Annotated in this window: 23 protein-coding genes; 9 read left to right on the top strand and 14 right to left on the bottom strand. The window is 38.0% G+C overall.

Annotated features, from left to right (window positions below):
- Window positions 1–4 precede the first annotated feature (4 nt).
- Complete coding sequence (locus tag RIB54_RS06420; RefSeq protein WP_350099857.1) at window positions 5–871, top strand: ABC transporter substrate-binding protein; 867 nt, start codon at window positions 5–7, stop codon at window positions 869–871.
- Window positions 872–874: 3 nt separating this feature from the next.
- Here the strand turns inward: RIB54_RS06420 and RIB54_RS06425 are convergent, their stop codons facing one another.
- On the bottom strand, window positions 875–1,453 hold the full coding sequence (locus tag RIB54_RS06425; protein WP_350069246.1) for a 1-acyl-sn-glycerol-3-phosphate acyltransferase: 579 nt from the start codon (window positions 1,451–1,453) through the stop codon (window positions 875–877).
- 115 nt (window positions 1,454–1,568) lie between these two features.
- Here RIB54_RS06425 and RIB54_RS06430 point away from each other — a divergent pair, with 115 nt between their 5' ends.
- The 3 genes from RIB54_RS06430 (at window position 1,569) to cysM (ending at window position 3,772) form a co-directional block, all read left to right on the top strand.
- Window positions 1,569–2,006, top strand: coding sequence for a tellurite resistance TerB family protein (locus tag RIB54_RS06430; protein ID WP_350069249.1), 438 nt, complete (start codon window positions 1,569–1,571; stop codon window positions 2,004–2,006).
- Window positions 2,007–2,084: 78 nt separating this feature from the next.
- Window positions 2,085–2,897, top strand: a complete 813-nt coding sequence (gene epsC / locus RIB54_RS06435; RefSeq protein WP_350069252.1) for a serine O-acetyltransferase EpsC — start codon at window positions 2,085–2,087, stop codon at window positions 2,895–2,897.
- Window positions 2,894–3,772: a cysteine synthase CysM gene (gene cysM, locus RIB54_RS06440; RefSeq protein ID WP_350099859.1), complete on the top strand. Its 879-nt coding sequence runs from the start codon at window positions 2,894–2,896 to the stop codon at window positions 3,770–3,772. Before epsC ends, cysM begins: the two co-directional genes overlap by 4 nt.
- Before the next feature lie 48 nt (window positions 3,773–3,820).
- On the opposite strand, the gene RIB54_RS06445 is transcribed toward cysM, so the two are convergent.
- Window positions 3,821–4,186, bottom strand: coding sequence for a tellurite resistance TerB family protein (locus RIB54_RS06445; RefSeq protein WP_350099860.1), 366 nt, complete (start codon window positions 4,184–4,186; stop codon window positions 3,821–3,823).
- 115 nt (window positions 4,187–4,301) lie between these two features.
- Between RIB54_RS06445 and RIB54_RS06450 the strand changes: the two genes are divergently transcribed.
- Window positions 4,302–6,059: a DUF885 domain-containing protein gene (locus tag RIB54_RS06450; RefSeq protein WP_350099862.1), complete on the top strand. Its 1,758-nt coding sequence runs from the start codon at window positions 4,302–4,304 to the stop codon at window positions 6,057–6,059.
- 67 nt (window positions 6,060–6,126) lie between these two features.
- Here the strand turns inward: RIB54_RS06450 and RIB54_RS06455 are convergent, their stop codons facing one another.
- Both RIB54_RS06455 and RIB54_RS06460 read right to left on the bottom strand, forming a co-directional pair.
- Window positions 6,127–6,684 carry a T9SS type A sorting domain-containing protein gene (locus RIB54_RS06455; RefSeq protein ID WP_350099863.1) on the bottom strand — a complete coding sequence of 186 codons (558 nt, stop codon included), beginning with the start codon at window positions 6,682–6,684 and terminating at the stop codon, window positions 6,127–6,129.
- Between the two features lie 339 nt (window positions 6,685–7,023).
- Window positions 7,024–9,594, bottom strand: a complete 2,571-nt coding sequence (locus RIB54_RS06460; protein ID WP_350099865.1) for a tetratricopeptide repeat protein — start codon at window positions 9,592–9,594, stop codon at window positions 7,024–7,026.
- Between the two features lie 151 nt (window positions 9,595–9,745).
- Between RIB54_RS06460 and RIB54_RS06465 the strand changes: the two genes are divergently transcribed.
- From RIB54_RS06465 to RIB54_RS06475, 3 genes are all read left to right on the top strand, one after another.
- Window positions 9,746–11,002 (top strand): ATP-binding protein, encoded by a 1,257-nt coding sequence (locus tag RIB54_RS06465; protein WP_350099867.1) that lies wholly within the window; start codon window positions 9,746–9,748, stop codon window positions 11,000–11,002.
- Window positions 10,999–12,069, top strand: coding sequence for a response regulator (locus RIB54_RS06470; RefSeq protein ID WP_350067145.1), 1,071 nt, complete (start codon window positions 10,999–11,001; stop codon window positions 12,067–12,069). The genes RIB54_RS06465 and RIB54_RS06470 overlap by 4 nt, the downstream gene beginning before the upstream one ends.
- A gap of 94 nt (window positions 12,070–12,163) precedes the next feature.
- Window positions 12,164–12,745 (top strand): hypothetical protein, encoded by a 582-nt coding sequence (locus RIB54_RS06475; RefSeq protein WP_350067147.1) that lies wholly within the window; start codon window positions 12,164–12,166, stop codon window positions 12,743–12,745.
- Window positions 12,746–12,749: 4 nt separating this feature from the next.
- On the opposite strand, the gene RIB54_RS06480 is transcribed toward RIB54_RS06475, so the two are convergent.
- The 10 genes from RIB54_RS06480 to ccoN all read right to left on the bottom strand — a co-directional run bounded on the left by RIB54_RS06480 (window position 12,750) and on the right by ccoN (window position 23,472).
- Window positions 12,750–13,283: an HI_0787 family protein gene (locus tag RIB54_RS06480; protein ID WP_350099869.1), complete on the bottom strand. Its 534-nt coding sequence runs from the start codon at window positions 13,281–13,283 to the stop codon at window positions 12,750–12,752.
- A gap of 7 nt (window positions 13,284–13,290) precedes the next feature.
- Window positions 13,291–14,103 carry an energy transducer TonB gene (locus RIB54_RS06485; RefSeq protein ID WP_350099871.1) on the bottom strand — a complete coding sequence of 271 codons (813 nt, stop codon included), beginning with the start codon at window positions 14,101–14,103 and terminating at the stop codon, window positions 13,291–13,293.
- A gap of 165 nt (window positions 14,104–14,268) precedes the next feature.
- The gene (locus tag RIB54_RS06490) at window positions 14,269–15,531 is read right to left on the bottom strand and encodes a hypothetical protein (RefSeq protein WP_350067153.1); all 1,263 of its coding nucleotides are present in this window, start codon (window positions 15,529–15,531) and stop codon (window positions 14,269–14,271) included.
- Window positions 15,532–15,555: 24 nt separating this feature from the next.
- Window positions 15,556–16,122, bottom strand: a complete 567-nt coding sequence (locus RIB54_RS06495) for a YceI family protein (protein WP_350099873.1) — start codon at window positions 16,120–16,122, stop codon at window positions 15,556–15,558.
- Between the two features lie 177 nt (window positions 16,123–16,299).
- Complete coding sequence (locus RIB54_RS06500; protein ID WP_350099874.1) at window positions 16,300–17,577, bottom strand: acetyl-CoA hydrolase/transferase family protein; 1,278 nt, start codon at window positions 17,575–17,577, stop codon at window positions 16,300–16,302.
- A 37-nt stretch (window positions 17,578–17,614) separates the two neighbouring features.
- Window positions 17,615–18,319, bottom strand: coding sequence for a sulfite exporter TauE/SafE family protein (locus RIB54_RS06505; protein WP_350099875.1), 705 nt, complete (start codon window positions 18,317–18,319; stop codon window positions 17,615–17,617).
- Between the two features lies 1 nt (window position 18,320).
- Window positions 18,321–18,746, bottom strand: coding sequence for a FixH family protein (locus RIB54_RS06510; protein WP_350099877.1), 426 nt, complete (start codon window positions 18,744–18,746; stop codon window positions 18,321–18,323).
- A gap of 18 nt (window positions 18,747–18,764) precedes the next feature.
- Complete coding sequence (ccoG, locus tag RIB54_RS06515) at window positions 18,765–20,186, bottom strand: cytochrome c oxidase accessory protein CcoG (protein ID WP_350099879.1); 1,422 nt, start codon at window positions 20,184–20,186, stop codon at window positions 18,765–18,767.
- 19 nt (window positions 20,187–20,205) lie between these two features.
- Window positions 20,206–21,144, bottom strand: coding sequence for a cbb3-type cytochrome c oxidase N-terminal domain-containing protein (locus RIB54_RS06520; protein ID WP_350099881.1), 939 nt, complete (start codon window positions 21,142–21,144; stop codon window positions 20,206–20,208).
- A gap of 192 nt (window positions 21,145–21,336) precedes the next feature.
- Window positions 21,337–23,472 (bottom strand): cytochrome-c oxidase, cbb3-type subunit I, encoded by a 2,136-nt coding sequence (gene ccoN, locus RIB54_RS06525; RefSeq protein WP_350099883.1) that lies wholly within the window; start codon window positions 23,470–23,472, stop codon window positions 21,337–21,339.
- A 116-nt stretch (window positions 23,473–23,588) separates the two neighbouring features.
- Here ccoN and RIB54_RS06530 point away from each other — a divergent pair, with 116 nt between their 5' ends.
- On the top strand, window positions 23,589–25,136 hold the full coding sequence (locus RIB54_RS06530) for a hypothetical protein (RefSeq protein WP_350099885.1): 1,548 nt from the start codon (window positions 23,589–23,591) through the stop codon (window positions 25,134–25,136).
- The last annotated feature ends 10 nt before the right edge of the window (window positions 25,137–25,146 follow it).

Genomic DNA, 25,146 nt, shown 5'->3' on the forward strand with positions numbered 1-25,146 from the left:
GACAATGTCTTTAATAAAATTAACAGTAGGTGGTGTACCCGAACACTTTAACCTGCCCATACATCTGGCCAATGAAAGCGGTGCCTTCGAAGAAGCTGGAATCGAGTTAGACTGGAAAAACTTTGGTGACGGAACCGGAGCTATGACCCAAGCGCTTAGAAACGGTGATTGCGACATTTGCATTTTACTTACAGAAGGAATTATTGCTGATATATTAAAAGGCAATACTTCCAAAATCATTAGCGGTTATGTCAAGTCTCCTCTAACATGGGGAATTCATACTTATGACAAGGAGGTAGCACCTAAAAAAGAGAAAATCTTCGAAGAGAAAATAGCCATCAGCAGAAAGGGATCTGGCTCACACCTTATGCCTATAGTTGACGCACTACTTAAAGGCCAATCCATTGAAGATGATCAGTTCGTTATAACAAAAGACATTAACGGTGCCTTGCAATCGCTCGACAAAAAGGAAACCTCAATATTCTACTGGGAGAAATACACTACAAAACCGTATGTGTCAAAAGGGCAATTAAGGCGTATAGGAGAATTTATATCGCCATGGCCATGCTTTATGATCGCTGCGCGAGAGGAAGTAATAGCCAAGTACCCTGAGCAACTGGATAAATTTCTAAGAGTGATTCATAATTCATGTGAGCAATTTATGAAAAACCCGGATGCCCCAAAACTGGTGAGCGAGAGGTACGGCCTTAAATTAAAAGATGCCGAATATTGGTTTCACAGTACTGAATGGACTACTGATAGCTGGGTAAGTGACAAAACCTTAACAAGTGTGGTTTTCGCTCTTAAAGAAGCGGGAATAATAGATTCTAATAATAGTGTTGAAGAATTGGTTTGGAAAAGAACTAAATAGTACTCAAGAGAAACGCTCATCTAAAACGAAATTGTCTTTGTACTTGCCTTCTTTATCCCTATAAAAGTCCATAATTATTTTCATGTCTTCTTCTATGTTGCCCGATGGCATGAAACATTGTGCTATACCGGTAGTTCTGGTCTTATAATCCATAAAGGCCATACAGATAGGCACCTTAGCCTCCAAAGCTGCATAGTAGAAACCTGTCTTCCATTTTGGTGAAGGAGACCTAGTACCTTCAGGCGTTACCAGCATAGATAGTGGTGCCTCAGCCTCTGAGAAGAGTTCAGCCATCACCTGGGTCATACTCTTGCGCTCAGTTTGCCCTTCCTTGGGGCTTCTGTCAATCCAAAGGGCACCCATATTGGTAATCATCTTACCAAATGGAAATCTATTAAACTCCTTTTTAATTGTAAACCTGGGGTTTACCCCAAGTTGCTTTAAGGCCGTTAGGGCATAAACAAAATCCCAGTTGCTGGTATGTGGTGCAGCTACCACAATAGCATTATAAGCCTCCTTGGGAGTAGGCAAATAGAGCTTCCAACCTTTGAGCTTGAATATAAATTTGAAAAGTGATAGCATGCTTGTGTAAACTAACTGATTATAAAACTTTTAGTTCTTAAAATTATTAATCATTTCTATATAATGTTGAAAAAAAGTATCTTACTACATTGAATCGAAACTATAGTTGGCAATTATGAATTTTAGTGAAATCCTTAACCTCTTCAGACAAGGGAAAAGCTCGGCTCACAGCCATATGAAAAACCTTATTGAAATAGCTGCTGCAGATGGTAATTTTGATAAAGTTGAAGCCGAATTACTTCATAAAATTGCTAAGAAAAATGGCATATCATCATCAAAGTTAAAAGAGATCGAAAAAAAGCCCGGAGAGGTACTTTTTGAGGTGCCTGAAGATGACTTTGAGAAGTTTCATCAAATGTACGACCTTGTGCACATGATGATTGTAGATAACGAAGTGCATCCTGAAGAAATGAAGCTGTGCAACATTTACGCCTCCAAATTTGGGTACCCTAAGCCTAATATTGATGAGCTCATCAAGACATTAAAAGCTAACATAGAGAATGGGAATGACGCCAAAGACACTATGTCCAGGGTAAAGTGGATGCTTGGTTGATTTTATTTTTTTTCGGATTTTTCCAATCAAAATTTTCTTTTTGGCGTTGTGTATTCTGTACACGACTAAAGAAGCCAAGTGAAAGAGGAATTTTTACAACAATTATATAAGCATCATTTAAATGCCCAGGAATGCCCATCACCAGAAGCGGTAATTAAAACATTCCAGAAGATTTTAAATATCATATTCCCTGAATTTTCAAATTTGAGTTTTAAGTCCTTTGAAGACTTTAAGGAACATTACCAAAGTATTAAGCTGGATATTGAAAATCTCTTAAAAAAAGATGCTTGTGACGCTTCTGAGCCTAAAAGTACATCAGAAGCAATTTTCTTAGCACTACCACACATTAAAGCGACATTAGATAAGGATGTAACCGCCATATTTAAAGGTGACCCGGCAGCCAAATCTAAAGTTGAAGTAATTAAAACCTACCCTGGGTTCTATGCAATAGCAGCTCACAGGATAGCACACGAATTTCACAAGCACAATTTAACCTTGATACCGAGGATAATCAGTGAGCATGCACACAGTAAAACTGGTATAGATATTCACCCTGGCGCGCAAATTGGTGAGCACTTCTGCATAGATCATGGTACCGGAGTAGTGATTGGTGAAACTACAATAATCGGTGAAAATGTAAAGATATATCAGGGTGTGACTTTAGGAGCACTGAGTGTGCGTAAAGAAGATGCCAAAACCAAACGGCACCCAACTATTGAAGATGATGTGATTATATATTCTGGTGCTACCATACTCGGTGGCAAGACTTTAGTCGGTCAGGGCAGCATAATTGGTGGTAATGTATGGCTTACCAAGAGTGTACCTCCAAATTCACGACTATCTTACAGTGAAGCTATAAACAAAACACAAATCATTGAATCAAAAATATGACTATCGAAAACCTGATTGGTAATACCCCATTAGTAGAAATATCACATCTCAACCCGTATAAAAATGTAAAAATCTACTGCAAACTAGAGGGGCAAAACCCTGGAGGCAGTGTAAAAGATCGTGCCGCTTGGGGAATGATCAATGGAGCGCTGAAAAGAGGTGATATAAAAAAAGGTGATAAGCTTGTGGAAGCAACCAGCGGTAACACTGGCATTGCACTGGCTATGATTGCCAACCTAAAAGGCTTGTCTATGACCCTGATCATGCCAGATAACTCTACTAAAGAGCGTGTTCAAAGCATGACTGCTTATGGTGCAGAAGTTATCCTCACCCCTGCTGAAAAAACAATAGAATACTCAAGAACGTTGGCCGAAGAAATGGCGGCCACCGGAAAATATTTTATGCTCAACCAGTTTGGCAATGCCGATAATTATATGATGCATTATAACACCACTGGCCCTGAAATATGGAATGATACAAAAGGAGAAATCACACATTTTGTGTCAGCTATGGGTACAACGGGTACTATTATGGGAGTTTCAAGGTATCTGAAGGAACAAAACCCTAATGTTACAATTGTAGGGACACAACCAACAGACGGCTCAAGCATTCCGGGTATCAGGCGCTGGTCAAAAGAGTTTCTTCCGAAAATTTATGACGAACAAAGAGTAGATAAAATTGTTGATGTAAGCACAGAACAAGCTACTGAATACACAAAAAAAATGGCTTCTAAAGAGGCTATAATGGCAGGAATGAGCAGCGGAGGTGCACTTTTTGCTGCACTGGAAGTCGCAAAAGGTCTGGAAAGCGGTATTATTGTTTGCATTACTTGCGACCGTGGAGACCGATATTTGAGTTCTGGGCTTTTTGAGTAATGAGAGGTAACTAAAGTATTGAATTTCAAGCCCTCTAAGGCAATACAACTACCTGTATTTGGAGATCATCTCTTCTATGACCTGATCCATCAAGCCGTATTTGGAAGCAAACTCTCTGCACACTTCCTCCTCTTCAGGGTCAATATTACCATCAATAGCCATAAGGGTAAGAAGGTCAGAAAACTGTTCTATCCGGTCATCATACTTTTTAGGAAGAACAAACTTGACATTTTCTAAGTCGTTCTTAATGGCCGCTACATTTTCCTCAGAAAGGCCTAGCCTGTGAGCAATAGCCACTAGCAAATGCTCTTCTATCTCTGCAAGATGTCCGTCAGCCATGGCTAAAACCATTAAGTTCTTTAAATGGCTCTCGTTCACCGACTTATCTTCTTTATCTTTTTTCTTAAAAATCATAGCTTCATATCCAATGGTAATTTACTTAGAATTCAACGAATTTCATTGCCTTTTTTTTATACCACCACCCTATTATAATTATTTTATTACCTTTAAATAGATCTAAAGACCTACTATGAAAATCACTTTAATAGCTCTTATTTACTTGGCATTCAGTTGCCAAACTCAACAAGGCACTGGGCAAAAAACTGGTAATGAGGAGCTTGCCAACCTCTTTGAACAGATCGAGAGTTATGGCAAGTCTAGCCAAGACAGCCTGTATATGGGCCTTCATCCCAAAGGGGAATGGGAATCATCTTCTTACGCTGCCCGACTAGCTGATGCTGATAGTCTACAACTATTTCTCGAAAGACTTGAAGCTATAAGTGACGAGTCATTAGATGAACAGGAAAAGATTAGTAAAACGGTAATGCTCATCAGGCTGAACAACTCCATTGACAATGTGAAGTTTAAAATGCTTTTCATCCCCTTTAATGCTGAAGGTGGTTTCTACAACAGTATGTCTTACACCTTATCCAACCTACCCTTCAAATCTGCCCAGGATTATTATGATTATTTAAACTGGTTGCCAAAATATCAACAATCATTAACGGATAATTTGGTGCTTATGAAAATGGGAATTGAGGAAGGAATGGTAGCCCCCAAAGTAATTGTTAACAATAATTTAAACCTGCTTAAACCTTGGGTAGTAGAAAATATGGAAGATTCTCCTTTTTATACTCCACTTAAAGAACTTCCTGAAAGTATAGATGAGACAGATGCTGAGCTTATTAAGAAAAAGGCTATTGAAGTGATTGGCTCCTTGCAAGACAGTTATACTGAGGTGCACAACTTCTTGGCTGATGAATACATGCCTGTAGCCAAAGAGCAGCCGGGTATAAGTTTTGTTCCTACAGGTAAAGAGTATTATGAGAACAGGGTGAAGCATTACAGTACCCTTCCCCTTACTGCAGATTCTGTTCATCAGCTTGGGCTGTCTGAAGTAAAAAGAATACGTGCTTCAATGGATAAAATTATTGCAGATCTAAATTTTGAAGGTTCATTTGCAGATTTTATTCAATTCTTGAGAACTGATGATCAGTTTTATGCTAAAACACCACAAGAACTGTTAAACCGCGCTGCCTGGCTAAGTAAAAAGGCTGAAGGGCAGTTGCCAAAGCTATTTAACAAGCTATACAGTTTACCATTTACTGTGGAACCTGTTCCGGCCAGTATAGCTCCTACTTATACTGGAGGCAGGTATGTGGAGGGCTCCTGGGAATCAAAAAGGGCTGGAATCTATTGGGTAAATACTTATAATTTAAAAAGTAGAACATTATACACCCTGCCGGCTTTAACACTACACGAGGCAGTGCCAGGTCACCATTTACAAGGTGCTGTTACTGGAGAATTAAAGGGTGTTCCTGAGTTTAGAAACAACTACTACATCAGTGCCTTTGGTGAAGGCTGGGGATTGTACAGTGAATATCTTGGTGAGGAAATGGGGATGTACTCAACACCTTATGAGCTATTTGGCAGATATACCTATGAAATGTGGAGGGCCTGTAGATTAGTGGTTGACACAGGTATACACACCAAGGGATGGTCAAGGGAAGATGCACTGAAATTCCTATCTGAAAATACTGCACTCTCAATACACGAGGTTACAACAGAGATTGACCGATATATTGGATGGCCAGGACAGGCACTCAGCTATAAGATTGGAGAAATCAAGATTAAAAGCCTAAGGAAAATGGCAGAGTCAGAACTTGGTGACAAATTTAATATTGGAGAGTTTCATCAGGCCATACTTGAAAATGGCTCTGTACCCTTGACCGTTCTGGAAGAGCAAATCAATAAATACATTGACGCTAAGCTGTCTGAAAATCCGTAAACCCTGAAGCACAAAAAACCCTGCCTCCTTGCGGAGCAGGGCCTTAATCAACTTAAACACTTTAATCTTAGAAAGATATTTCTTTGATCAACTTGTCTCCTTTTAAAACTTGAAAAGTGATAGTTCCGTTAACAGTTTCAATGTTGAATAACTGAGCAAACTGGTTAGCAACTACTTCTTCAGCAGTGTAAACTACTTCACTTTTGTGGTTTAAAATCTTGATTGTAACTGCATCATTAGATCCATTACCTAAGCCTAACAAAAATTTGTTGTTAGTATATTTGTTAACAAAAGCAGTAAGGTTATTATCAGACTGCATGTTGTAAGCAAATTCGAATGATTTTACTTCCTGGTTATCTGCAACTTCGATTGTGTAGTTACCAGCAGGTAGCTCGCTCATGTTGTAAGGTCTAACAAAACCATTTGAATTTTTGATGATCTCACCAAATACTTTTTTACCTGACTCATTGTAAATAGTTACTTTAACTCTTTGTGCATCCTGATTTGTGTAATACACTTTGAAAGTTGCAGTTGAGTCACTTGATACTTTGATCTTAGAAGATCCGGCTGCGAATACAGAAGCAATTGATAATGCAAATGCTAATACTGTTAATAATTTTTTCATTTCTTTTTTGGGTTTGTAATTATGGTGCAAAGGTATGCGGGCTAATTGCAACAAACCTTGTCATGTTTATACTTGCATGACTTCATGTAAGAAATTAAGTGCTTGTACATCAATATTTTAGATGTAAAAACACAAGAAATAATACCTTTTTGATAAATCAAGAATAATATTCTTATATAATAGCATTTCAAAGAATTTTATTCGTAATAAATACTTAATATGAAGGTATTACAAAATATAATATGCAATAAAAATTCCTGAATTGTTAACTTATCAGCTAAACCTTAACCTAAATCAAAGGTTAAACATTGAATTAACTCGGCCTAACACCTCTGATTTTTAGATAATTAAGGGAATGTGGATGGTAAATGTTGACCCTTTGTCGTACTTCGTTTCGAATTCAATAAAGCCGCCCAATTTTGAAACAGCTTTTTTTGTGATATATAAACCCAGCCCATTGCCCTGAGAAAGTTCATTAGCCCTGAAATACATCTCAAAGATTCTGTCAGTTAGCTCCTTCTCAATTCCCTGACCATTGTCACTTACTTTAAAAACAATATGACTATCTATTGTGGTAGTTTCTATGCTTATCCAGGAATCAGTGGCCTTCTTTTTATATAAAATGGCATTTTCAATAAGATTATCCATTATAATTTCCAACAGATCGTAGGAAGTATATACTTCTTTTATTTTCAAATCAAATTTAAAACTTAGCAGATTATCCTTCTTAAGCTTTTGATGTTTGTCAATAACCCTGTTCAGCAGACCTTCCAAATTCACCTGAGTGTATTTCAGCTTATCAAAACCAATAATACTAATAGCTTTAAGCTTCCCAACCATTCTATCAAGGCTTCCCGCAGTATCTTTTACTTTTTCAAAAAGCTCCAGCGCCTTTTGGTCTGTTAAAATTGTATTGGCTATTTCGGCAAGTCCAAGAAAAGTAGTTAGAGGCCTGCGAAAATCATGTGAGGCATGGTAGAAAAAGGTATCAAGCTCCTTATGCGCCTCGCGCAATTCTTTTGTTCTTTCATCTATCTTATATTCAAGTCCCTCGTTTAATGAAACTATCTCTTCGTTGGCCTCTTGCAGCTCCTCTGACTGGGCAGTAATCTCTTCTGCCTGTTCACTTATTTCTTTATTTAGCGCTTCCAGTCTTTTGTTATTTCTGCTTTTTATTTGAAGAACCCTGAAGGTGATAATTAGAAGCACAACAATACTTAATATACCCGTGCTAATAAACCCAATAAGTATTCTTTGATTGGTTATGGTTTGATTTTGAATTTCCTGGCTTTGCTTTTGGTTTTGGTTTTCAAGGCTCAAAAAGGCTATTTCTTTTTCTTTCTGCTCCAATGCATACCTCGACTCCATCTCAGCCAGCCGTACATCTTTTTCCCGACTGTTAACGGTATCTTTAAGAGCGGCATGTTGTTTGAAATATTTTAAGGCATTAGTGTCATCCCCAATAGCTTCATAATATTTGACATAAAGATTAAGACACTCAAGCAGATATGATAAAGCATTTATATCTGTTAAATGTTTATGGGCAAGATCTAAATATTTTTTAGCTTCTCGGTAGTTTTTCAGTTTGATATAAATGCCTCCAATAGTATACTCACTGATTGCAGAACCCAAAACATTTCCTAGCTTTAATTCTATCGGATATGTTCTAAGGTAAATTTCCAAAGCCTTATCATACATACCCATCTTTTCGTATACAAAGCCTTTGTTAAACTCAGCAGCGATGGCTCCCTTTTCATAATTTATACTTGTTCGTAACCTTGCAGACTCATCATAAGCTTCAATTGCACTGTCGTACTTTCCCATGCGATCATAAAAGACCCCTTTGAAATTATAGCCCGTAGCCTCCACTCCAACATCTCCTATGCTATTAGAAATATTGATCGATTGATTTATCAACTCCATCGACTTTTGAACGTCTTGTGCTGAGTATAGCCAGGCCAGATCGGCATAGGTCTCAGCAATCTCTTTTGTATTGGACTGTTCTTCAAATGTCTTGAGCGCTTTATAATAATAGTCAACCGCAATCTCGCCCTTACCCATTTCTGTGTACATAGAGCCTAACAGATAGTATGTTTTAGCGATACCATAAGGATACCTGGTTCCTTTATAAATCTCAAGGGCTTTATTTATAGCCAGGCTCGCAGAGTCGAAGCCCCCATAATTAAGATAGATCTTACCCTTCTCTAAATTAACTTCGGCCATGCTTAGAGAGTCACCACGGTACTTGTAAATGCTTAATGACTTATCAAGATGTTTTATAGCTGAAGCATACTCGCCTTTTATGTTTTCCAGAGTAGATTGTATGATAATGTAAGATGCCTGTTGTTCTATTGGCAGGCTATCAAAATCAATCTTCTCTAGCGTTTCAAAAGCCCTTTGTGCATTACCAGATTGTGCTATCACTTTTGCTTTAACGAGCAAAAATTCATGCTTTCTGAATAGTGGGGTTTCTGCAAGCTCGAGAATGGAGTCCACTCTAAAAATCACCTCCTTAAACCTCCCCTGTTTTCTTAGTAGATTTAGAGTATATATAAATATGATGTTCACATCTTTATCTAAGCGAGTGCCTAAATATATGGCCGAGTCATAGTACAATAAAGCCTCACTGTAGTTTCCTTTGGTATATTCAGCAATTCCTTTATTCGCAAGGACATCTACTTTTTGAGCGTTATTGAGGTTTAATTCGTTGGCAAGTTGATATGCGGAATCTGCATACAATATAGCCGTTTGAGGGGCGGAGTGCCAATAAAATTCTATGGAGTCAAGATAGTGCGCTATTTGTTGATTTGGTTCATCGGCCTTCTCCTGCATATTAACCAAGCTACCTGACGGCTTTTCATTAACCGTAAAAACAGTGATAAGAAGGGTAAATATAAAGTTCAGACCCATTTTATTTAAAAAAACCAAAATAACTTAAGTAATTTAACTTATAAATTAAGCAATATTAGCATATTATTAAACCTTAACTGACTACTCTTATATATTAAACTTTTAATATTAAACATTTAGACAGGAAGCAAAAGATTCTTAATAACTAAAAATGAAAAGCCATTCTCCTTTACCTACTTACCAAGCCATATTTGAAACCTGTGAAGAAGGTATCATAGTTGTGAATTCAGAAGGTAAAATCGTTCTGGCAAATCAAGCTTCGATAAAACTTTTTGGATATACGCTGGACGAAGCCTTAACATTATCTGTGGATGACCTTCTGCCGTCAAACCTAAGGAAGAAGCACGCAGAATTAAGAAAAGGCTATAGTAAAAACCCCCAACCACGAAGAATGGGTAGAGGCCGTGACCTTCAAGCTCAAAAAAAAGATGGTAGCTTGTTCCCTGTTGAGATTAGCCTGAACCATACATTTATCAATAATGAAAGCCATACTGTAGCTTTTATTATTGACATTACTGATCGTAAAGTGATGGAAGAAGCATTAAAAAATAGTGAGGAGCAATTAATAGTATATGCTGCAGAACTTGAGAAGCGGGTTCAGCTTAGAACAAAAGAACTAGATGAGACAATAAAAAAACTGGAAGATGTAAATCAGCACCTTGAAGATGAGATATTGGAAAGAAAAAAAGCTCAGGAAGATGTAATTTCTGCGTTGGAAAATGAAAAGGAACTGAATGAATTAAAGTCCAGGTTCGTTTCAATGGCATCTCATGAATTCAGAACACCCTTAAGCGCTATTTTATCATCAGCATCGCTGATATCGAAATACAATGATCCTGGAACTGAAGAAAAGCGACTAAAGCATGTTGATAAAATAAAGTCTTCAATCAACAACCTGAACAATATACTTAATGACTTTCTATCATTGGCTAAAATTGAGGAAGGAAAAACAGATATTCAGAAATACGAATTTGATATTAGCAATTTGGCCAAAGAAGTAATGTCAGACATTGAAGAAGTATTAAAAAAAGGTCAATATATAGAGCTAAGAAAATTCGGAACGGCAAGGAAATTACAATCTGATGAAAAGCTATTGAAAAATATCCTTATCAACTTATTGTCTAATGCCATTAAATACTCTCATGAGAACTCTAAGATTATTTTTGACATCATTTATGGCAAGAAAAGTATAGATGTGCATATTACTGATAACGGAATAGGAATAGATAAAAACGACCAAAAACATCTTTTCGAAAGGTTCTTTAGGGCCAAAAATGCTACAAATATTCAAGGTACAGGGCTGGGGCTTCATATTGTGAAAAAATATGTAGAAATGCTGTCTGGCACTATTAACTTTGAGAGTCAACTAAATATAGGCACTACTTTTAAAGTAAAATTACCTCTATGAAGAAAATACTAGTTATAGAAGACAACAACGAGATAAGGGAAAATATTGGTGAGATACTGGAGCTTGCAGATTATCAAGTGAGCCTGGCAGAAAATGGCAAGCGAGGTGTAGAAATGGCTATGGAAGATCATCCGGATCTGATATTATGTGATATCATGATGCCCGAGCTTGACGGATATGGTGTATTGCACATCTTATCCAAAAAAGAATCTACACAAAGGATTCCATTTATATTCTTAACAGCTAAGGCCGAGCATTCCGATTTAAGAAAGGGAATGTTGTTAGGTGCTGATGACTATCTCACCAAGCCGTTTGACGATATAGAGTTATTAGATGTAATAGAGTCGCGGCTAAAGAAATATGAGGCCATAAATAAAGATTACAAACCCGATACAAAGGGCCTGAAAAGCTTCATCTCTGATGTTAAGTCAGTACATAACCTGGAATCTTTCACCTCAACCCTCAGACCGCGGCTTTATAAGAAAAAAAATGAAATTTTCAGAGAGGGCGACTATCCCAATCACTTCTACATGATCTCTCATGGTAAGGTAAAAACAATAAAGACCAATGAAGATGGTAAAGAATTGATAACTGGTATTTATTCGGCCAATGACTACTTTGGCTATGAGGCTTTACTGAAAGAAACAGAACACATGGACTCTGCTGAGGCCATTGAAGACTCCGAAATAATTCAAATTCCTAAGATTGAGTTTTTCGAACTGCTTTACTCCAACAGGGATATAGCACAAAAATTTATAAAACTGCTTTCTAACAACGTGGTAGAAAGAGAACAGAGGCTGGTTGATTTGGCCTATAATTCTGTTCGTCAAAGAACGGCTGGTGCCCTGATAGAGATTTTCGAGAAGTTTAATTCAGATACTCCAGATCAACCCCTGAAAGTTTCAAGAGACGATCTCTCCAACATGGTGGGAACTGCTACAGAATCAGTGATCCGGGTATTATCTGACCTAAAAGAAGAAGGTATTATTGAAGTACAGTCTGGAAAGATAATCATCAAAAACATGGAAAAATTGGCTAAAATACAGCAATGGCACTTTGCTAGGTAAGTTGGTTACAGATTAGTATCAATACTAAACCTGACCTTCATCATAACAAAGAATCTATTAATAGCTGACTTTTGAGTGCTTAAACTGGCGACTCATGAAATCTAATGCCTTGTTAATGTTAATGTTGATCCCCGCTTTGTTAAAAGCTCAATCAACTTCAAAATTTGTAATTGATCCTTCGAGTTCCTTTACACTTAGTGGAGTGTCTAATGTAAATGAATTTGACTGCGAGTTAAAAGAAGGGTTCTGCGAAGACCAGTTATCAATTGGCTATTCTCATAAAAATGGCAATGTTTATTTTAAAAACGCCAATTTAAGTGTGAGTGTGAGCAAATTTGATTGCAATAGCAAGTACATCACCAGAGATATGAAGAAGACCCTAAAAGAAGAAGAGTTTCCTTTTATGGAATTTGAGCTTCTTTCTATTGAAAACTTCAACAATGAAAATAGCACTAATGCGCTTGCCGAAGCTCTTGTCACTATTTCTGGTCATACCAATAAGTATTTTTTAAAATATGATGTTGAACCAGCTTCTAAGTCTTCCTATAAGTTGAAAATGATTTCAGATTTTAAAATGAAAGAATTTGGAATTGACCCGCCTTCTGCCATGATGGGGCTCATTAAAGTGCATGATACTATTACGGTTGAAATTGACCTTCACATAACACTATTATAGTCAACTATACTTCTGATTTTACTTTTTTGGCAAATAACCAAATGAACTTATCCAACTCTTTGAAGTTCAGCTCCTCCAGGTTATATGTTGTTCTAAACGATCTAAGTGAAGCTGAAAATACTTCATAAGAGTCTTTATTATTTAGTTGGACACTACAATTTAATTTATCTAATAGTTGCTGCACTTCTTCCCTGTAGATAGGAAAACCTTCATGATTGTGCCAATTGCAATAAGTTGTTGCAAATTCTAAAAACCCTAAATCTTCCTCAATCACAAATGATGTCATTCTATTAACCGCGTCTGGACTACCCGTCCGCATCAGTGGCTCAAGATTTAATGAAGCAATAAAACTGGCGAGGATGTTCATGCCAGTTTTTAAGTTGTCTAAGTAAGGAACACGAAAGCATGATAGTTTCATTTTTATCTCTTGAGCGGTATTATTTGAAAAGTTATTATCAAAATATGCCTTTATTTTTGCATCTCCTGTAAAGTACCCTTTAATCTCTGTAAAGTGCTGGAGATGTTCTGATTCCAACATAAACAACTCAACGCTCCTGGTAGACAAACTGAATAGGGAGCACCATTCTCACCCTTACAGGCACCCCTCTTTGTTTTCCAGGGTTCCAGGCAGGGCTTTGTTTAAGCACTCTAAGCGCCTCTTCATCACAGCCCATACCTATGCCTTTAAGTACTTCAAAATCAGTTAACTGACCATCAGCATTTATTACAAATTGTATGAAGACTTTACCTTGCACTTTAGCTCTAAGGGCTGCCTGAGGATAGGTTAAGTTTTCATGAATCCCTCTTAAGAATGCAGACATGCCTCCCTTAGGTGTGGGCTTATCTTCTACAATGGTAAATATCTCATCTGCTATTTCTTCCTCTGGCTTTTCTATATCCACAACATCTAATGCTGCAAATGCATCATCCTCTGAAATATCCATATCGAAATCTATCTTAATCTCTTCTTTGATCTCTTCTGCATCCTGAACCTCAACAATATTGGCTTGTTTTATTACTTTTTCAGGTGGAGGTGGAGGAGGTTGATTTGTGAGAGGCACATCCATTATATCTTCCATGGCCTGTATATTGCCCTCAAGGTTTACAGTAGATGTATTATCATAACTACGCCATTCGAACATAGTAGTAATAAATAGCATGCTTAAAAAAAGGCCTATGCTAAAGAAGAGCTTTTTGTTAATTATAGCATTTGTTCTTCTTTCCCTTTTTATGCTGATCAAATCAGTCAAAAACTCAGAAGTTTCCCAGGGCTTCTTTTCAATACTTTTGATAACGCCCTTTTTCTCTTTTATAACCCTTAGGTTAAATATATTATCGGTATGTTTTGGAAGTCCCATGATTGACATTGATTTATTTCTTTACTAGTTAAATATCCCAATTTACCTACTGAATTAATATGACGATCAATGTGGTCAAAACATGATATTTATCAGATGCTAAAAGATGCCTAAACAAAAAAAGGAGAGGCAAAACCTCTCCTTTCCATTTCAATTTTGGGTTATCTAGAAACCTATTGTAGCTTCGATATTTACCCCTTCAAAACTTGCTCCCTGATATTTAGTACCGGCATATCCGTCACCGTCATATTGTTGGCTCACGTACTCAAGTTTCATCATTACATTTTTGGTAAGGAACCAACCACCACCTAAGTTTATTCTATTAACCTCCACTTCAGGGCCACCATCAACAGACGCTCCCTTAACGGCATTGTATCTTCCACCTACATAAAGTTGATCTGTACTTCCAAATCTGTAAAGCAACTCACCAGCTAGCTGTGTGAAAGAACCATCGTTGCCATCAGCACCTCCAGAGGCGATTTCATAGATTCCGAAGAATTCAAGGCCTTTAAGTTTTACAAAAGGGTTAAACTGGATAGCGGTAAGCTCTGTGAATCGTGCATTTACCCTGCCTTCAAAATCGCTGCCTCCATCAACCTGATCGTGTAAGACACTATAATATCTAGATCCACCTCTGTCACCACCATATAGCCATGTGCCTGTAGTAGTTCCTTTGTTAACGTACCAAGATCCTGTCAATCTTACTCTGGTATCATCATTTACTTGTTTGTCAACACCTAGCTTACCAAAGAAAGACATTTTGTTATCACTGTTATCATTGATTACAACATTCTGATTAAGCTTACCATTAGTAACACCAACAACAGCTAGAAGTCCATTTTTTTGCAAAGTAAGTTCACCAAAAGCCTCTGTAGAGAAGGCATCCATGATATAGTTACCTACAAAAGGGTTATAAATTGCCCTTGCATTATCTGTTCTTCTGAAGTGTGCATCACCGTAGTTAAATTCATCCAAACCAATTCTAATGGTAGCCACTTTCATAAAACCTTCTAAAAAGCCTGGTTTGATAAAGTCTAACTTATCCATTTGAATGTGTCCACCTTTTACCCAAGCTTCTTCATGGTGCCTTGCAGACAAGTAAGTTCTTAAGTGCAATTTAACACCATCTTCCAATTGAACATCAATATTTAAATTGGCAGTAGGCAGGTTAAAATTATCCCCTAGCTTTACAAGGTTTCCAAGGTCGTTGCCTTGTGTTATGGCCTGAAATTGCATGGCAAAATCACCGCCAAGTCTTGCTTTCAATTTCTCAAAAGCTACAGTATCTTCTTTTGATGTTTCAAAGATGTTAAGGCCATCCTGACCGTTTAACCGATCAAATTGCAACACTCTGTTTTGTTGAGCAAAACCAATCCCGGTAATGCTGATGAGTGCGGTTATTAGCAAAATTTTGATTGAAGTTTTCATTTTTCTAGTTTTAAATTGTTTTGATTATCTGTTATACTTTACATTGAATTGGATGGTGATTTCATCACCGGTTTTGACTGTTCCTAATAAGGCCGTTGGTGGATCCACTTTAAAATCAGTCATCTTGATGTTTACTTTTCCAGAAAAACTGATTGTATTGCCAACGGACTTGGAAGTAACTGTCATATCAATATTTTTAGTCTCCCCAGCTATGGTGAGATTGCCAGAGGTTTTAAGACTGTAATCCTGACCATTTTTCTCGATAGACTTCACCTCTTTTAGTTCATAATAAATATTTGGATGTTTGTTGCTTTTGAGGGCTTCATAGGTGTTTTTATCCATGCCACCATGATCGCTTTTAAGGGCTTTTACAGGTACGTTAAATTTTAATGACTCAATGTCTGGCTGACCATTGTCCAAATTGATAATTGCACTGCCACTCATCTCTGTGGCTACCTCCTCCCAATCATGCAAAGATGAAGTTCCTAGTACTTCAAGTTTCGACTCAGTTGCTGAGAGTGTATATTTTTGAGCTACTATTCTTGGTGCTATGGCACCCACTATGAATATTATTAATAAGAGCTTTTTCATTGTTTTTTCCTTTTTTGTTATACAATGTTAGGCTTCAATTGATAAGTAAATAATGACCGTCATCAGGTTTAAACATGACTTTTCTTAAAGCATGATAAAAAGCATAAGCTATGTTTTTTAATAAAAAAAGGGCTTAAAAATTTTTAAGCCCTTCGGTTATCTATTTAATCGTTTGAGTTAACTATGAAAATGCTCAAAAACTTCCCTTTCGAGACTCTCGCGGTGGTCAGGGTGCGCAATTGAAGTCAATAATTTTGCCCGTTGTTTTAGATTTTTCCCATAAAGGTCTACTACTCCGTATTCTGTGGCAATGTAATGAACGTGCGCACGGGTAGTTGTTATTCCAGCTCCTTCCTTCAAAAAAGGAACTATTTTGGACATACCATTTTTTGTTACTGATGGCATAGCTATAATTGCTTTGCCACCTTCTGACAAAGAAGCACCTCTGATAAAATCCATTTGCCCGCCAACTCCTGAAAATTGATATTTACCAATGGTATCAGCACAAACCTGACCTGTCAAATCTATTTCAATAGCACTATTAATGGCAGTCACTTTTGGGTTTTTTCTAATTATTGCCGTGTCATTAGTATAAGCAGCCTCTTTAAAATCTATTCCTGGGTTATCATCAAGAAAATCATATAATTTTTGAGAGCCTACAGCAAAACAGCTTACAATTTTACCTGGTTTTACTTTTTTATATTCCCCGGTTATAACCCCAGCCTCCACAAGAGGAAGTATACCATCAGAAAACATCTCTGTATGTATTCCCAGTCCCTTTCTATCCATCAAATTGGCCAAGACCACATTGGGTATCCCTCCTATTCCCATTTGCAAGGTAGCTCCGTCTTCTACGAGTGACGCCACATGCTTTCCAATGCTTCTTTCTATGTCGCTTGGTTCTTTATATATTGATTGATATATAGGCAAATCAACTTCAATAGCAAAATTGATTTTTCCGATATGAATTATGCCATCACCATGTGTTCGTGGCACGTGCGGGTTAATTTGGGCAATAACAATTTTAGCAGTTTCTATTGCCGGGATAGTCACATCAATAGATGTTCCCAGAGAACAAAATCCATGTTTATCAGGTGGAGACACTTGAATCAGGGCCACATCAAGTGGTAAAATATTTCTCCTGAACAACCAGTGTATTTCACTTAGGAAAATGGGAATGTAGTTTCCATTCCCATTATTCACGGCATTTCTAACATTGGCTCCAACAAAACAGCTATTAATATTAAATGCGTTGGAACATGGTTCTTCAGCATATTTAGCTACTCCTTCAGTATGCATGTGCATAATTTCAACATCCGACAGCTCATCATGCCTATCACACATGGCATCAATTAATACTGTTGGTGTCATAGCCGCACCTTGCATAAAAACCCTATCACCAGACTTTATATTTGCTACTGCTTCAGCAGCACTTACTATTTTTAAATTATCCATGATCAAAATGATCTATATTGTTTTTGAAAATTAAATTCTAAGGCTTAGCACAACTTGCAAAACCGTAATCGGGCCCTATTTTTGAAAGCATCGGACTTACATAAGGAATGTCAAGTGCAAGCCCTCTCATTATCAGCAAAACACCAATTAACACTGACAATGCCGGTAATACATAATTAAGCCTTAACCGGCCTGACTTACCAAAAAACTTCATACTAAAACCAACCATCAACATCAAAGGCCAAGTGCCAAAACCGAAGCCAAGCATTAACATGGCGGCTGAGCTGGTATTTGCTGTAGACAGTGAAGTAGCAAGCGCTAAGTAAACAACACCGCAAGGTAAAAGTCCGTTGAGCATACCAATAAAAAGGTATGGTAACTTCCTACCCTCTTTTGTGGCTTTGGATAACTGTTGCTTTAGCTTATTTAGCGGTGTGAAAGAACTAGCGAGATATGAGTATTTTTTTTGAACAACTGGAAATAAAATCACAATAAGAACAAATGCTCCGGCTACAATTGAAAGCCAGCGCTGCATGCCAAAAACCTCAAAGCCATTTCCAACCAAGGCAAGTAAAACACCTAATATTATATAGGTAAGTACCCTTCCTGAATTATATAAAACAACACTAGATTTAAGGGAAGCACTATTATGAATATACGCTGCTATTGGCCCGCACATTGCGACACAGTGAAAGCTTCCTAAAAACCCAATTGAAGCGCCTAATATTAGTGTAGCCCACATATCAGATAACTATATTCTTTTCAGTGAAATATGATTTACCATCCTTCTCCCAGTTCAACTTGACTTTCCAAAACCCTGAGATCATGTTAGATGCGTCTACAGTCTTTGGTTGTCCCTCCATTAAAAGGCTCAATTTAATATCTTTAGAGGCATCAGAAGGCCTATAAAAGTGTAACTCACCCTTTAAAAACTCTTTAGAAGTAATTACAAATTGTCTTTTAGAATGATCATATTTAATTTGAGGGGCATTATCTCCAAGGCTGTTGGCATTTGCAAGCTTGTCCATTTGCTCTGTATATGCAATTTCCTGTTTATAATAATCAGGTGCTACCAAGCTCACATCCTGCCGCATACTTATTACAACCATAGAAATGATAATAGCAGCAAACACCACAAAAGTCAATACTATTTTATGTCCCCAGTTCATATATTTAATTGTTAATTTTCAATTGCTTATTGAAACCGGCCCAAGAAATTTAGTATCAATTTCATCAACCAGCTCCTCCCCATTAAAGACTCCAACGGTCACACTTGTCTTAGCAGACTTTAAATTCTCCGATGGGATTTTAATAAAATAAACACCTTCTGCCAGACTATTAGCTTCAATTTTAAGATTGCCGCCACCAACTTTGGATATTTCCGCATGATCAAGACCCAAAACCCTTAGGCTCACTTCAGTAGGCTCAAAGGTTTTATTAATAAACTGGACGTTATACAAGTTAGTAATTTGTCCGTCATCCGTTTTTTGGTAAAGCTGCCCTGGCACCTTTAAAATGGTAACATCAATCTCTGACCTTGTAGCCAAGGCTGTAATTAGAACCGATATCAGTAATAATAAAACCACAGAATAAGCCTTCACCCTATTATTAAAAAGTCCTTTTACCCCCTCCTTAATGGAATCGTAAGAAGCATAGCGTATAAGGCCTTTGGGTTTATTAATTTTCACCATCACTTCATCACAGGCATCTATACAGGCCGTACAATTAACACACTCTAGCTGTGTACCGTTCCTAATGTCTATTCCTGTAGGACAAACATGAACGCAGAGTTTGCAATCAATGCAGTCTCCTTTTGGCTGTTCATCGGAATTCTTCTTGATCTTACCCCTTGGTTCTCCTCTTAACCAGTCATACATTACAGCAATTGACTTTTTATCCAATAAAACTCCCTGCAAGCGACCATATGGGCAAATAGCGATACACGCCTGCTCTCTCAGATAGGAGAAAACACCATAAAAGATGAATGTGAAAAAGGTAAGTCCGATAAACCCGGAAAGGTGCGCTGTAGGCGGCTGGCTAACGATATTAATTACTTCTTTATAACCAATAAGGTAAGCCATGACAGTATGGGCTATAATAATTGAAACAAGCATAAAAATAGCGTGCTTAAGCCCTTTGCGCCAAATCTTATCAAAGTCCCAGTTGCGCTGGTTTAGTTTTCTCTGTTGGTTGGCATCACCTTCAAGCCAATACTCTATCTTCCTGAAAACCATTTCCATAAACAGCGTCTGTGGGCAAGCCCATCCGCACCAAAGCCTACCAAATACAACAGTAAAGAGAATGACAAATACAAAGAATGTAATAAGCAGCAGTGCAAGCAAGAAGAAATCCTGTGGCCAGAATGCCTGTCCAAAAATTACAAATTTCCTTTCAAAAATATTAAGCAACAAAAGCGGCCTTCCACTAATAGTAATGAAAGGACCCGCAAACAAAAGTATGAGCAGAACAGCAGAGACAACTTTTCTAAGGTTATGAAAATATCCCTTCGGTTTTTTGGGATAAACCCATACCCGCTTGCCTTCCTCATCAACTGTAGCAATTCCATCCCTGAACTGCTCATCATACTCATATAAGTTCTCTTCCATCATCTCCTCCTGCTACCTCAAATTAATTGACTTGAGAGAGTTGCAATGAATCAGCAGGTTGTTCTTCCTCCTCAACATTCTCAGATTCAGGAGTATACAACTCTCCCTGCGGTGCCTTGGCATTAGGCGGATTCGTTCCTCTCAAAGTCATAATATAAGAGGCAACATTTTGCATTTGTGTTGGTGATAACACAGGCTCCCATGAAATCATTCCTTTCTCTGGCACGCCATTCTTAATAGTGACAAATACTTCACTAATGCTACCACCATGCAGCCAATAATCATCAGTTAAATTAGGCCCTATACCTCCTTCGCCTTGCTCTTTATGGCACTGCGCACAACTATTCATAAACACTTGCTTGCCTTTGGCTAAATCAGCAGGATCAGTGGCCATCTCAACATTTGACTCATCTATATTTGCCAAAGGGGCGTTTGCTGCACGTTGAAGTGCAGCCTCCTGAGCAATAGCGACTTCCTTATTATACTCATCAATTTGTAAAGGCATATTACCTATTACATGATAAGAAACCATATAAACCACCGCAAAAACTATTGACAAATAAAACGTCCATTTCCACCATGGTGGCAAATGGTTGTCTAACTCCCGGATTCCATCATAATTATGATCAAGCATAATGGTTTCTTCCTCTTCAATAGGAACAACATCGTTGGCCTTGTCAACAAATTTTGACCACCAGCTTTCTTCTTCAACTACAGGCTCTCCCGCAAGCCCGGCCTGTTTTGCTGCTTCCTCTCTCACGATAAACCTTAACAACCTAAGTATAACCACAGAAACATAAAGTACTAGTATGGCTGTGAAGGCAACAAATCCCGCCAAAATGTAAAGTGTAGTTGCAGGACTCATCCCTGAATCTGCGGCAGCTTGTGCACTGGCAGTTGAGCTGCCTAAAATCAAAAATGAAAACGCTAATGCTGAAATTTTATATAAAATGTTTTTCATGATTCCGTTTGTTTAATACTCGTATTATTCACTTCGTCCATCGGCAGGTTTTTCATCTTATTTATATAAGATTTATCTGCAGTATAAACCCAAATCAAAAGGCCAATGAAGAATATAATAAAGATAGACAGTGAGATTATTGGCCAAATTTCCACGTTGTGTACTTGTTCGAAATAATATTTAAACATGGTCTTACTTGTTTTGAGTTGTTTGTTCTGGCTTTACTTTAATATCTGTTCCTAACCGCTGTAGATAGGCAATAAGTGCTACTATCTCAGTTTCTGGTACAACTTCAATGTTATCTTCAGCTTTAAGCCGTGCTGCTATTTCTTTAGCTTGCTTATCCAAATCATCATTGGCAGTCTGGTCATATCCCTCTTCATAAGGCACTCCAACGGTTCGCAATGCATTTATCATTGCCGCTGTTTGAGACTTATCTATTGTGCTTTCAAACAACCATGGATAAGCTGGCATGATAGAACCCGCAGACACAGACGATGGATCAAGCATATGATAATAGTGCCAGCTATCAGGATATTTGGCCCCTACTCTGTGCAAATCTGGCCCGGTACGTTTTGAGCCCCATAAGAATGGATGGTCATATACAAACTCTCCCGCCTTTGAATACTCACCATAACGCTCAGTTTCAGACCTAAATGGCCTAACCATTTGCGAGTGACAGCTGACACAACCTTCGCGGATGTACAGATCACGTCCATGAAGCTCAAGCGGTGTATAAGGTTTAACACTTTCTATTGTTGGTACATTACTTTTAATTAAGAAAGTAGGCACCATTTCAATAACACCACCAATAACGATGGCAATTACTGTTAGCACGGTAAACAAAATTGGTTTTCTTTCCAAAACGCTATGCCAGTGGCCACCTACATGCTTAACTTCTTTAACTAAAGGAGCAGCTTCGGTTTCTTCATTCGCAATAAATGAGCCCTGGCCAGCAGTTTTCATCAAATTGTAGATCATGATAAACACACCTGTTAAATAAAGGGTGCCCCCAATTGCTCTAAGCATATACATTGGTAAAATCTGCACTACAGTTTCAAGGAAGTTTTTATACTCAAGGAATCCTTCAGCGTTAAACTCTTTCCACATTAAACTTTGTGTGATACCTGCCACATATAATGGTAGTGCATAGAAAATAATACCTAAAGTACCTATCCAAAAGTGGTTGTTAGCAAGTTTTACAGAGTACAATTTTGTGCCCCACATTCTTGGTATCATCCAATACAGCATCCCAAAGATCAGGAAGCCATTCCATCCTAAGCCCCCAATATGTACGTGGGCAACTATCCAATCAGTAAAGTGAGCAATAGCATTCACATTTTTAAGTGAAAGCATTGGTCCTTCAAAAGTAGCCATACCGTATGCGGTAACTGCCACCACCATAAATTTAAGAATAGGGTCTTCACGCACTCGGTCCCAGGCACCTCTCAACGTCAACAGGCCGTTGAGCATACCTCCCCAACTTGGTGCTATCAGCATAATGGAGAAAACAACACCTAAAGATTGTGCCCAATCTGGTAATGAAGTGTATAATAGGTGGTGTGGGCCTGCCCATATGTAAATAAAGATGAGCGACCAAAAGTGTATGATAGATAGTTTGTAAGAGTAAACAGGTCTGTTTGCTGCCTTAGGTAGGAAGTAGTACATCAAACCTAGAAATGGAGTAGTTAAAAAGAACGCTACTGCATTGTGCCCATACCACCACTGAACGAGTGCATCCTGAACACCTGCATACCAGCTATAACTTTTCATAAAGCTTACCGGTATCTCAAATGAATTAACAATGTGTAAAACGGCAACTGTAACAAACGTGGCTATATAAAACCAAATCGCCACATACATGTGCTTCTCCCTGCGCTTAATAATGGTTCCTATCATATTGATGCCAAACACCACCCAAATAAGGGCAATGGCTATATCGATAGGCCATTCTAACTCTGCATACTCTTTAGATGTGGTCATACCAAGCGGCAACGATATGGCTGCTGCCAAAATGATCAGTTGCCATCCCCAGAAGTTTATCCAGCTGAGTGCATCGCTAAACATCCTGGTTTTCAAAAGTCTCTGCATCGAGTAGTAAACACCTGCAAACATGGCGTTACCAACAAATGCAAAAATGATGGCATTGGTATGCAGCGGACGAATACGTCCGAAGGTGGTGTACGGGAGGTCGAAATTAAAAACAGGATAAAACAGCTGAATAGCTGCGGTCAATCCTACCAGCATTCCTACCACACCAAAAATGACAGTGGCTATGACAAAGTATTTTACAATCTTGTTATCATAACTAAATTTTTCTAGTTCCATAAGTTACGTGTTGTTCATTGATAATTAAATCTTTGGCGAAAATAGAAGGTATGGAATCCGCCTCTACTGATTCAAATTAGGGAATAAACTGATTTAAATCAATTATATTCGCAATTATGAGATTTCACGGAATAATTATACTCTGTTTTTTGTTTACAGGCGTGTATAGCCAGGACTATGTGATCAATACGCCTCAGATTTCATCTTGGTACAATGTGCAGGAGGGTGATACTATTGATTATCAATTTCAGGTCATTAATAAGGATACACTTCAGTTTCGGTATAATATCATTGCCCCTGACAAGGTGCAGCTATCATTTGATTCATTGGGTAATTTTCAATGGATACCTGACTATGACCTGGTGGATAGAATAGATGAGTCAAAGCCAGTCAGTTTTATTATCGAAGCCAGTTCACAACAGATTAAAATTTCGAAAGAATTACAATTCTTTGTAACACATAAGAACCGCCCACCAATGGTTGGTGAACTTCCTATATTTTATGTAGAGCAATACCATGACAATGACTATTATCTCAATAAAAACAAGCAGGTAAAAGACCCTGATGGGGATCCTATAGTATTCAATGCAGTTCCCGAAGAACTACCTCAAGGGGCGCAACTTTCTGAACTAGGCGTGCTTTCCTGGAGGCCTTCAAGGGGGCAGTTCAGATCGCTGAAATCTGAACCTATCACTATAAATTTCACTGTTCAGGATCAACCTAACAAAGAGGAAACAAGCGGTACCATTATCATTAAAGCCACCGAAATAGACCTGCCGCCAGATGTGCAGGTAGTGCCATCAGATTCAATAATATCAGTAAAAGAAGATGAGGTAGTCAACCTAAACCTATATGTCACTGACCCAAATGGCGATGATGACCTTTCAGATGTAGGTTTTGTCACCAACTCATTTGATATTCCTAAAGAAGCCCTCACGAAATACACCAATACACAATGGGAATTTAAGTGGATGCCTGGTTATGAAATTATTCAGGAGCCCGGTGGCGTTGACTCACTGGAAATCACTTTTTACGCTATTGACATCAGCGGAAAGAAAAGCGACAAGACATTTACCATTGCCGTGACTGATGCAGAAAATATTGTAAAGAAAGACCTTCGATTATACAATAAATATAGAACCATATTGCTGGCCACTATGGATCTTATCAACCAACTTGATGCCCATCAAAAAACATTGAACAAGCAGCTAAAACAAGCTAAGAAGGGTAAGAAGCACCGTTCTATACTCAATGCATCACTTGGTGCCGTTACAGGGGTAACGCCTGTGTTTATGGAAGAAAGTGATGCTAAAAACTATGTATCTGGTATTGGAGGAACTGCGGTACTTACACTAGGTACATTGGAGGCTACCGAAGTGATAGGAAGATCGAAAGATGCGCTCCTAGACCGTTTGAAGATCAATATAGATTTGAGAAACCAACTTCAAAGTGATGGTGATGCTTTCGCCAGAAAATATGCTTTAAAATCAGTAAGAAGAAACTCGGAGCTGAACGCAGATATTGATAAGTTGAAAGCGGCACTTAACGACAAAAAATTGATCCTTTTAGAATTGCCTGCAGACTGGGACAACCCTAAAAAACATAATGACAGTAATCTTAAGAAGCAGTTTCCTGATTTTAATAATGAGGGGTATGCGGAGTAGCACTTTCTTA

Source organism: Fulvivirga sp., from assembly GCF_040218215.1.
Lineage (GTDB): Bacteria > Bacteroidota > Bacteroidia > Cytophagales > Cyclobacteriaceae > Fulvivirga.

What these genes read in the sequence shown, in the direction of transcription:
- RIB54_RS06420 (WP_350099857.1), top strand. Translation starts at nt 5, where the DNA reads ATGTCTTTAATAAAATTAACAGTAGGTGGTGTACCCGAACACTTTAAC.
- RIB54_RS06425 (WP_350069246.1), bottom strand. Translation starts at nt 1,453, where the DNA reads ATGCTATCACTTTTCAAATTTATATTCAAGCTCAAAGGTTGGAAGCTC.
- RIB54_RS06430 (WP_350069249.1), top strand. Translation starts at nt 1,569, where the DNA reads ATGAATTTTAGTGAAATCCTTAACCTCTTCAGACAAGGGAAAAGCTCG.
- cysM (WP_350099859.1), top strand. Translation starts at nt 2,894, where the DNA reads ATGACTATCGAAAACCTGATTGGTAATACCCCATTAGTAGAAATATCA.
- RIB54_RS06445 (WP_350099860.1), bottom strand. Translation starts at nt 4,186, where the DNA reads ATGATTTTTAAGAAAAAAGATAAAGAAGATAAGTCGGTGAACGAGAGC.
- RIB54_RS06450 (WP_350099862.1), top strand. Translation starts at nt 4,302, where the DNA reads ATGAAAATCACTTTAATAGCTCTTATTTACTTGGCATTCAGTTGCCAA.
- RIB54_RS06455 (WP_350099863.1), bottom strand. Translation starts at nt 6,684, where the DNA reads ATGAAAAAATTATTAACAGTATTAGCATTTGCATTATCAATTGCTTCT.
- RIB54_RS06460 (WP_350099865.1), bottom strand. Translation starts at nt 9,594, where the DNA reads ATGGGTCTGAACTTTATATTTACCCTTCTTATCACTGTTTTTACGGTT.
- RIB54_RS06465 (WP_350099867.1), top strand. Translation starts at nt 9,746, where the DNA reads ATGAAAAGCCATTCTCCTTTACCTACTTACCAAGCCATATTTGAAACC.
- RIB54_RS06470 (WP_350067145.1), top strand. Translation starts at nt 10,999, where the DNA reads ATGAAGAAAATACTAGTTATAGAAGACAACAACGAGATAAGGGAAAAT.
- RIB54_RS06475 (WP_350067147.1), top strand. Translation starts at nt 12,164, where the DNA reads ATGAAATCTAATGCCTTGTTAATGTTAATGTTGATCCCCGCTTTGTTA.
- RIB54_RS06480 (WP_350099869.1), bottom strand. Translation starts at nt 13,283, where the DNA reads ATGTTGGAATCAGAACATCTCCAGCACTTTACAGAGATTAAAGGGTAC.
- RIB54_RS06485 (WP_350099871.1), bottom strand. Translation starts at nt 14,103, where the DNA reads ATGGGACTTCCAAAACATACCGATAATATATTTAACCTAAGGGTTATA.
- RIB54_RS06490 (WP_350067153.1), bottom strand. Translation starts at nt 15,531, where the DNA reads ATGAAAACTTCAATCAAAATTTTGCTAATAACCGCACTCATCAGCATT.
- RIB54_RS06495 (WP_350099873.1), bottom strand. Translation starts at nt 16,122, where the DNA reads ATGAAAAAGCTCTTATTAATAATATTCATAGTGGGTGCCATAGCACCA.
- RIB54_RS06500 (WP_350099874.1), bottom strand. Translation starts at nt 17,577, where the DNA reads ATGGATAATTTAAAAATAGTAAGTGCTGCTGAAGCAGTAGCAAATATA.
- RIB54_RS06505 (WP_350099875.1), bottom strand. Translation starts at nt 18,319, where the DNA reads ATGTGGGCTACACTAATATTAGGCGCTTCAATTGGGTTTTTAGGAAGC.
- RIB54_RS06510 (WP_350099877.1), bottom strand. Translation starts at nt 18,746, where the DNA reads ATGAACTGGGGACATAAAATAGTATTGACTTTTGTGGTGTTTGCTGCT.
- ccoG (WP_350099879.1), bottom strand. Translation starts at nt 20,186, where the DNA reads ATGATGGAAGAGAACTTATATGAGTATGATGAGCAGTTCAGGGATGGA.
- RIB54_RS06520 (WP_350099881.1), bottom strand. Translation starts at nt 21,144, where the DNA reads ATGAAAAACATTTTATATAAAATTTCAGCATTAGCGTTTTCATTTTTG.
- ccoN (WP_350099883.1), bottom strand. Translation starts at nt 23,472, where the DNA reads ATGGAACTAGAAAAATTTAGTTATGATAACAAGATTGTAAAATACTTT.
- RIB54_RS06530 (WP_350099885.1), top strand. Translation starts at nt 23,589, where the DNA reads ATGAGATTTCACGGAATAATTATACTCTGTTTTTTGTTTACAGGCGTG.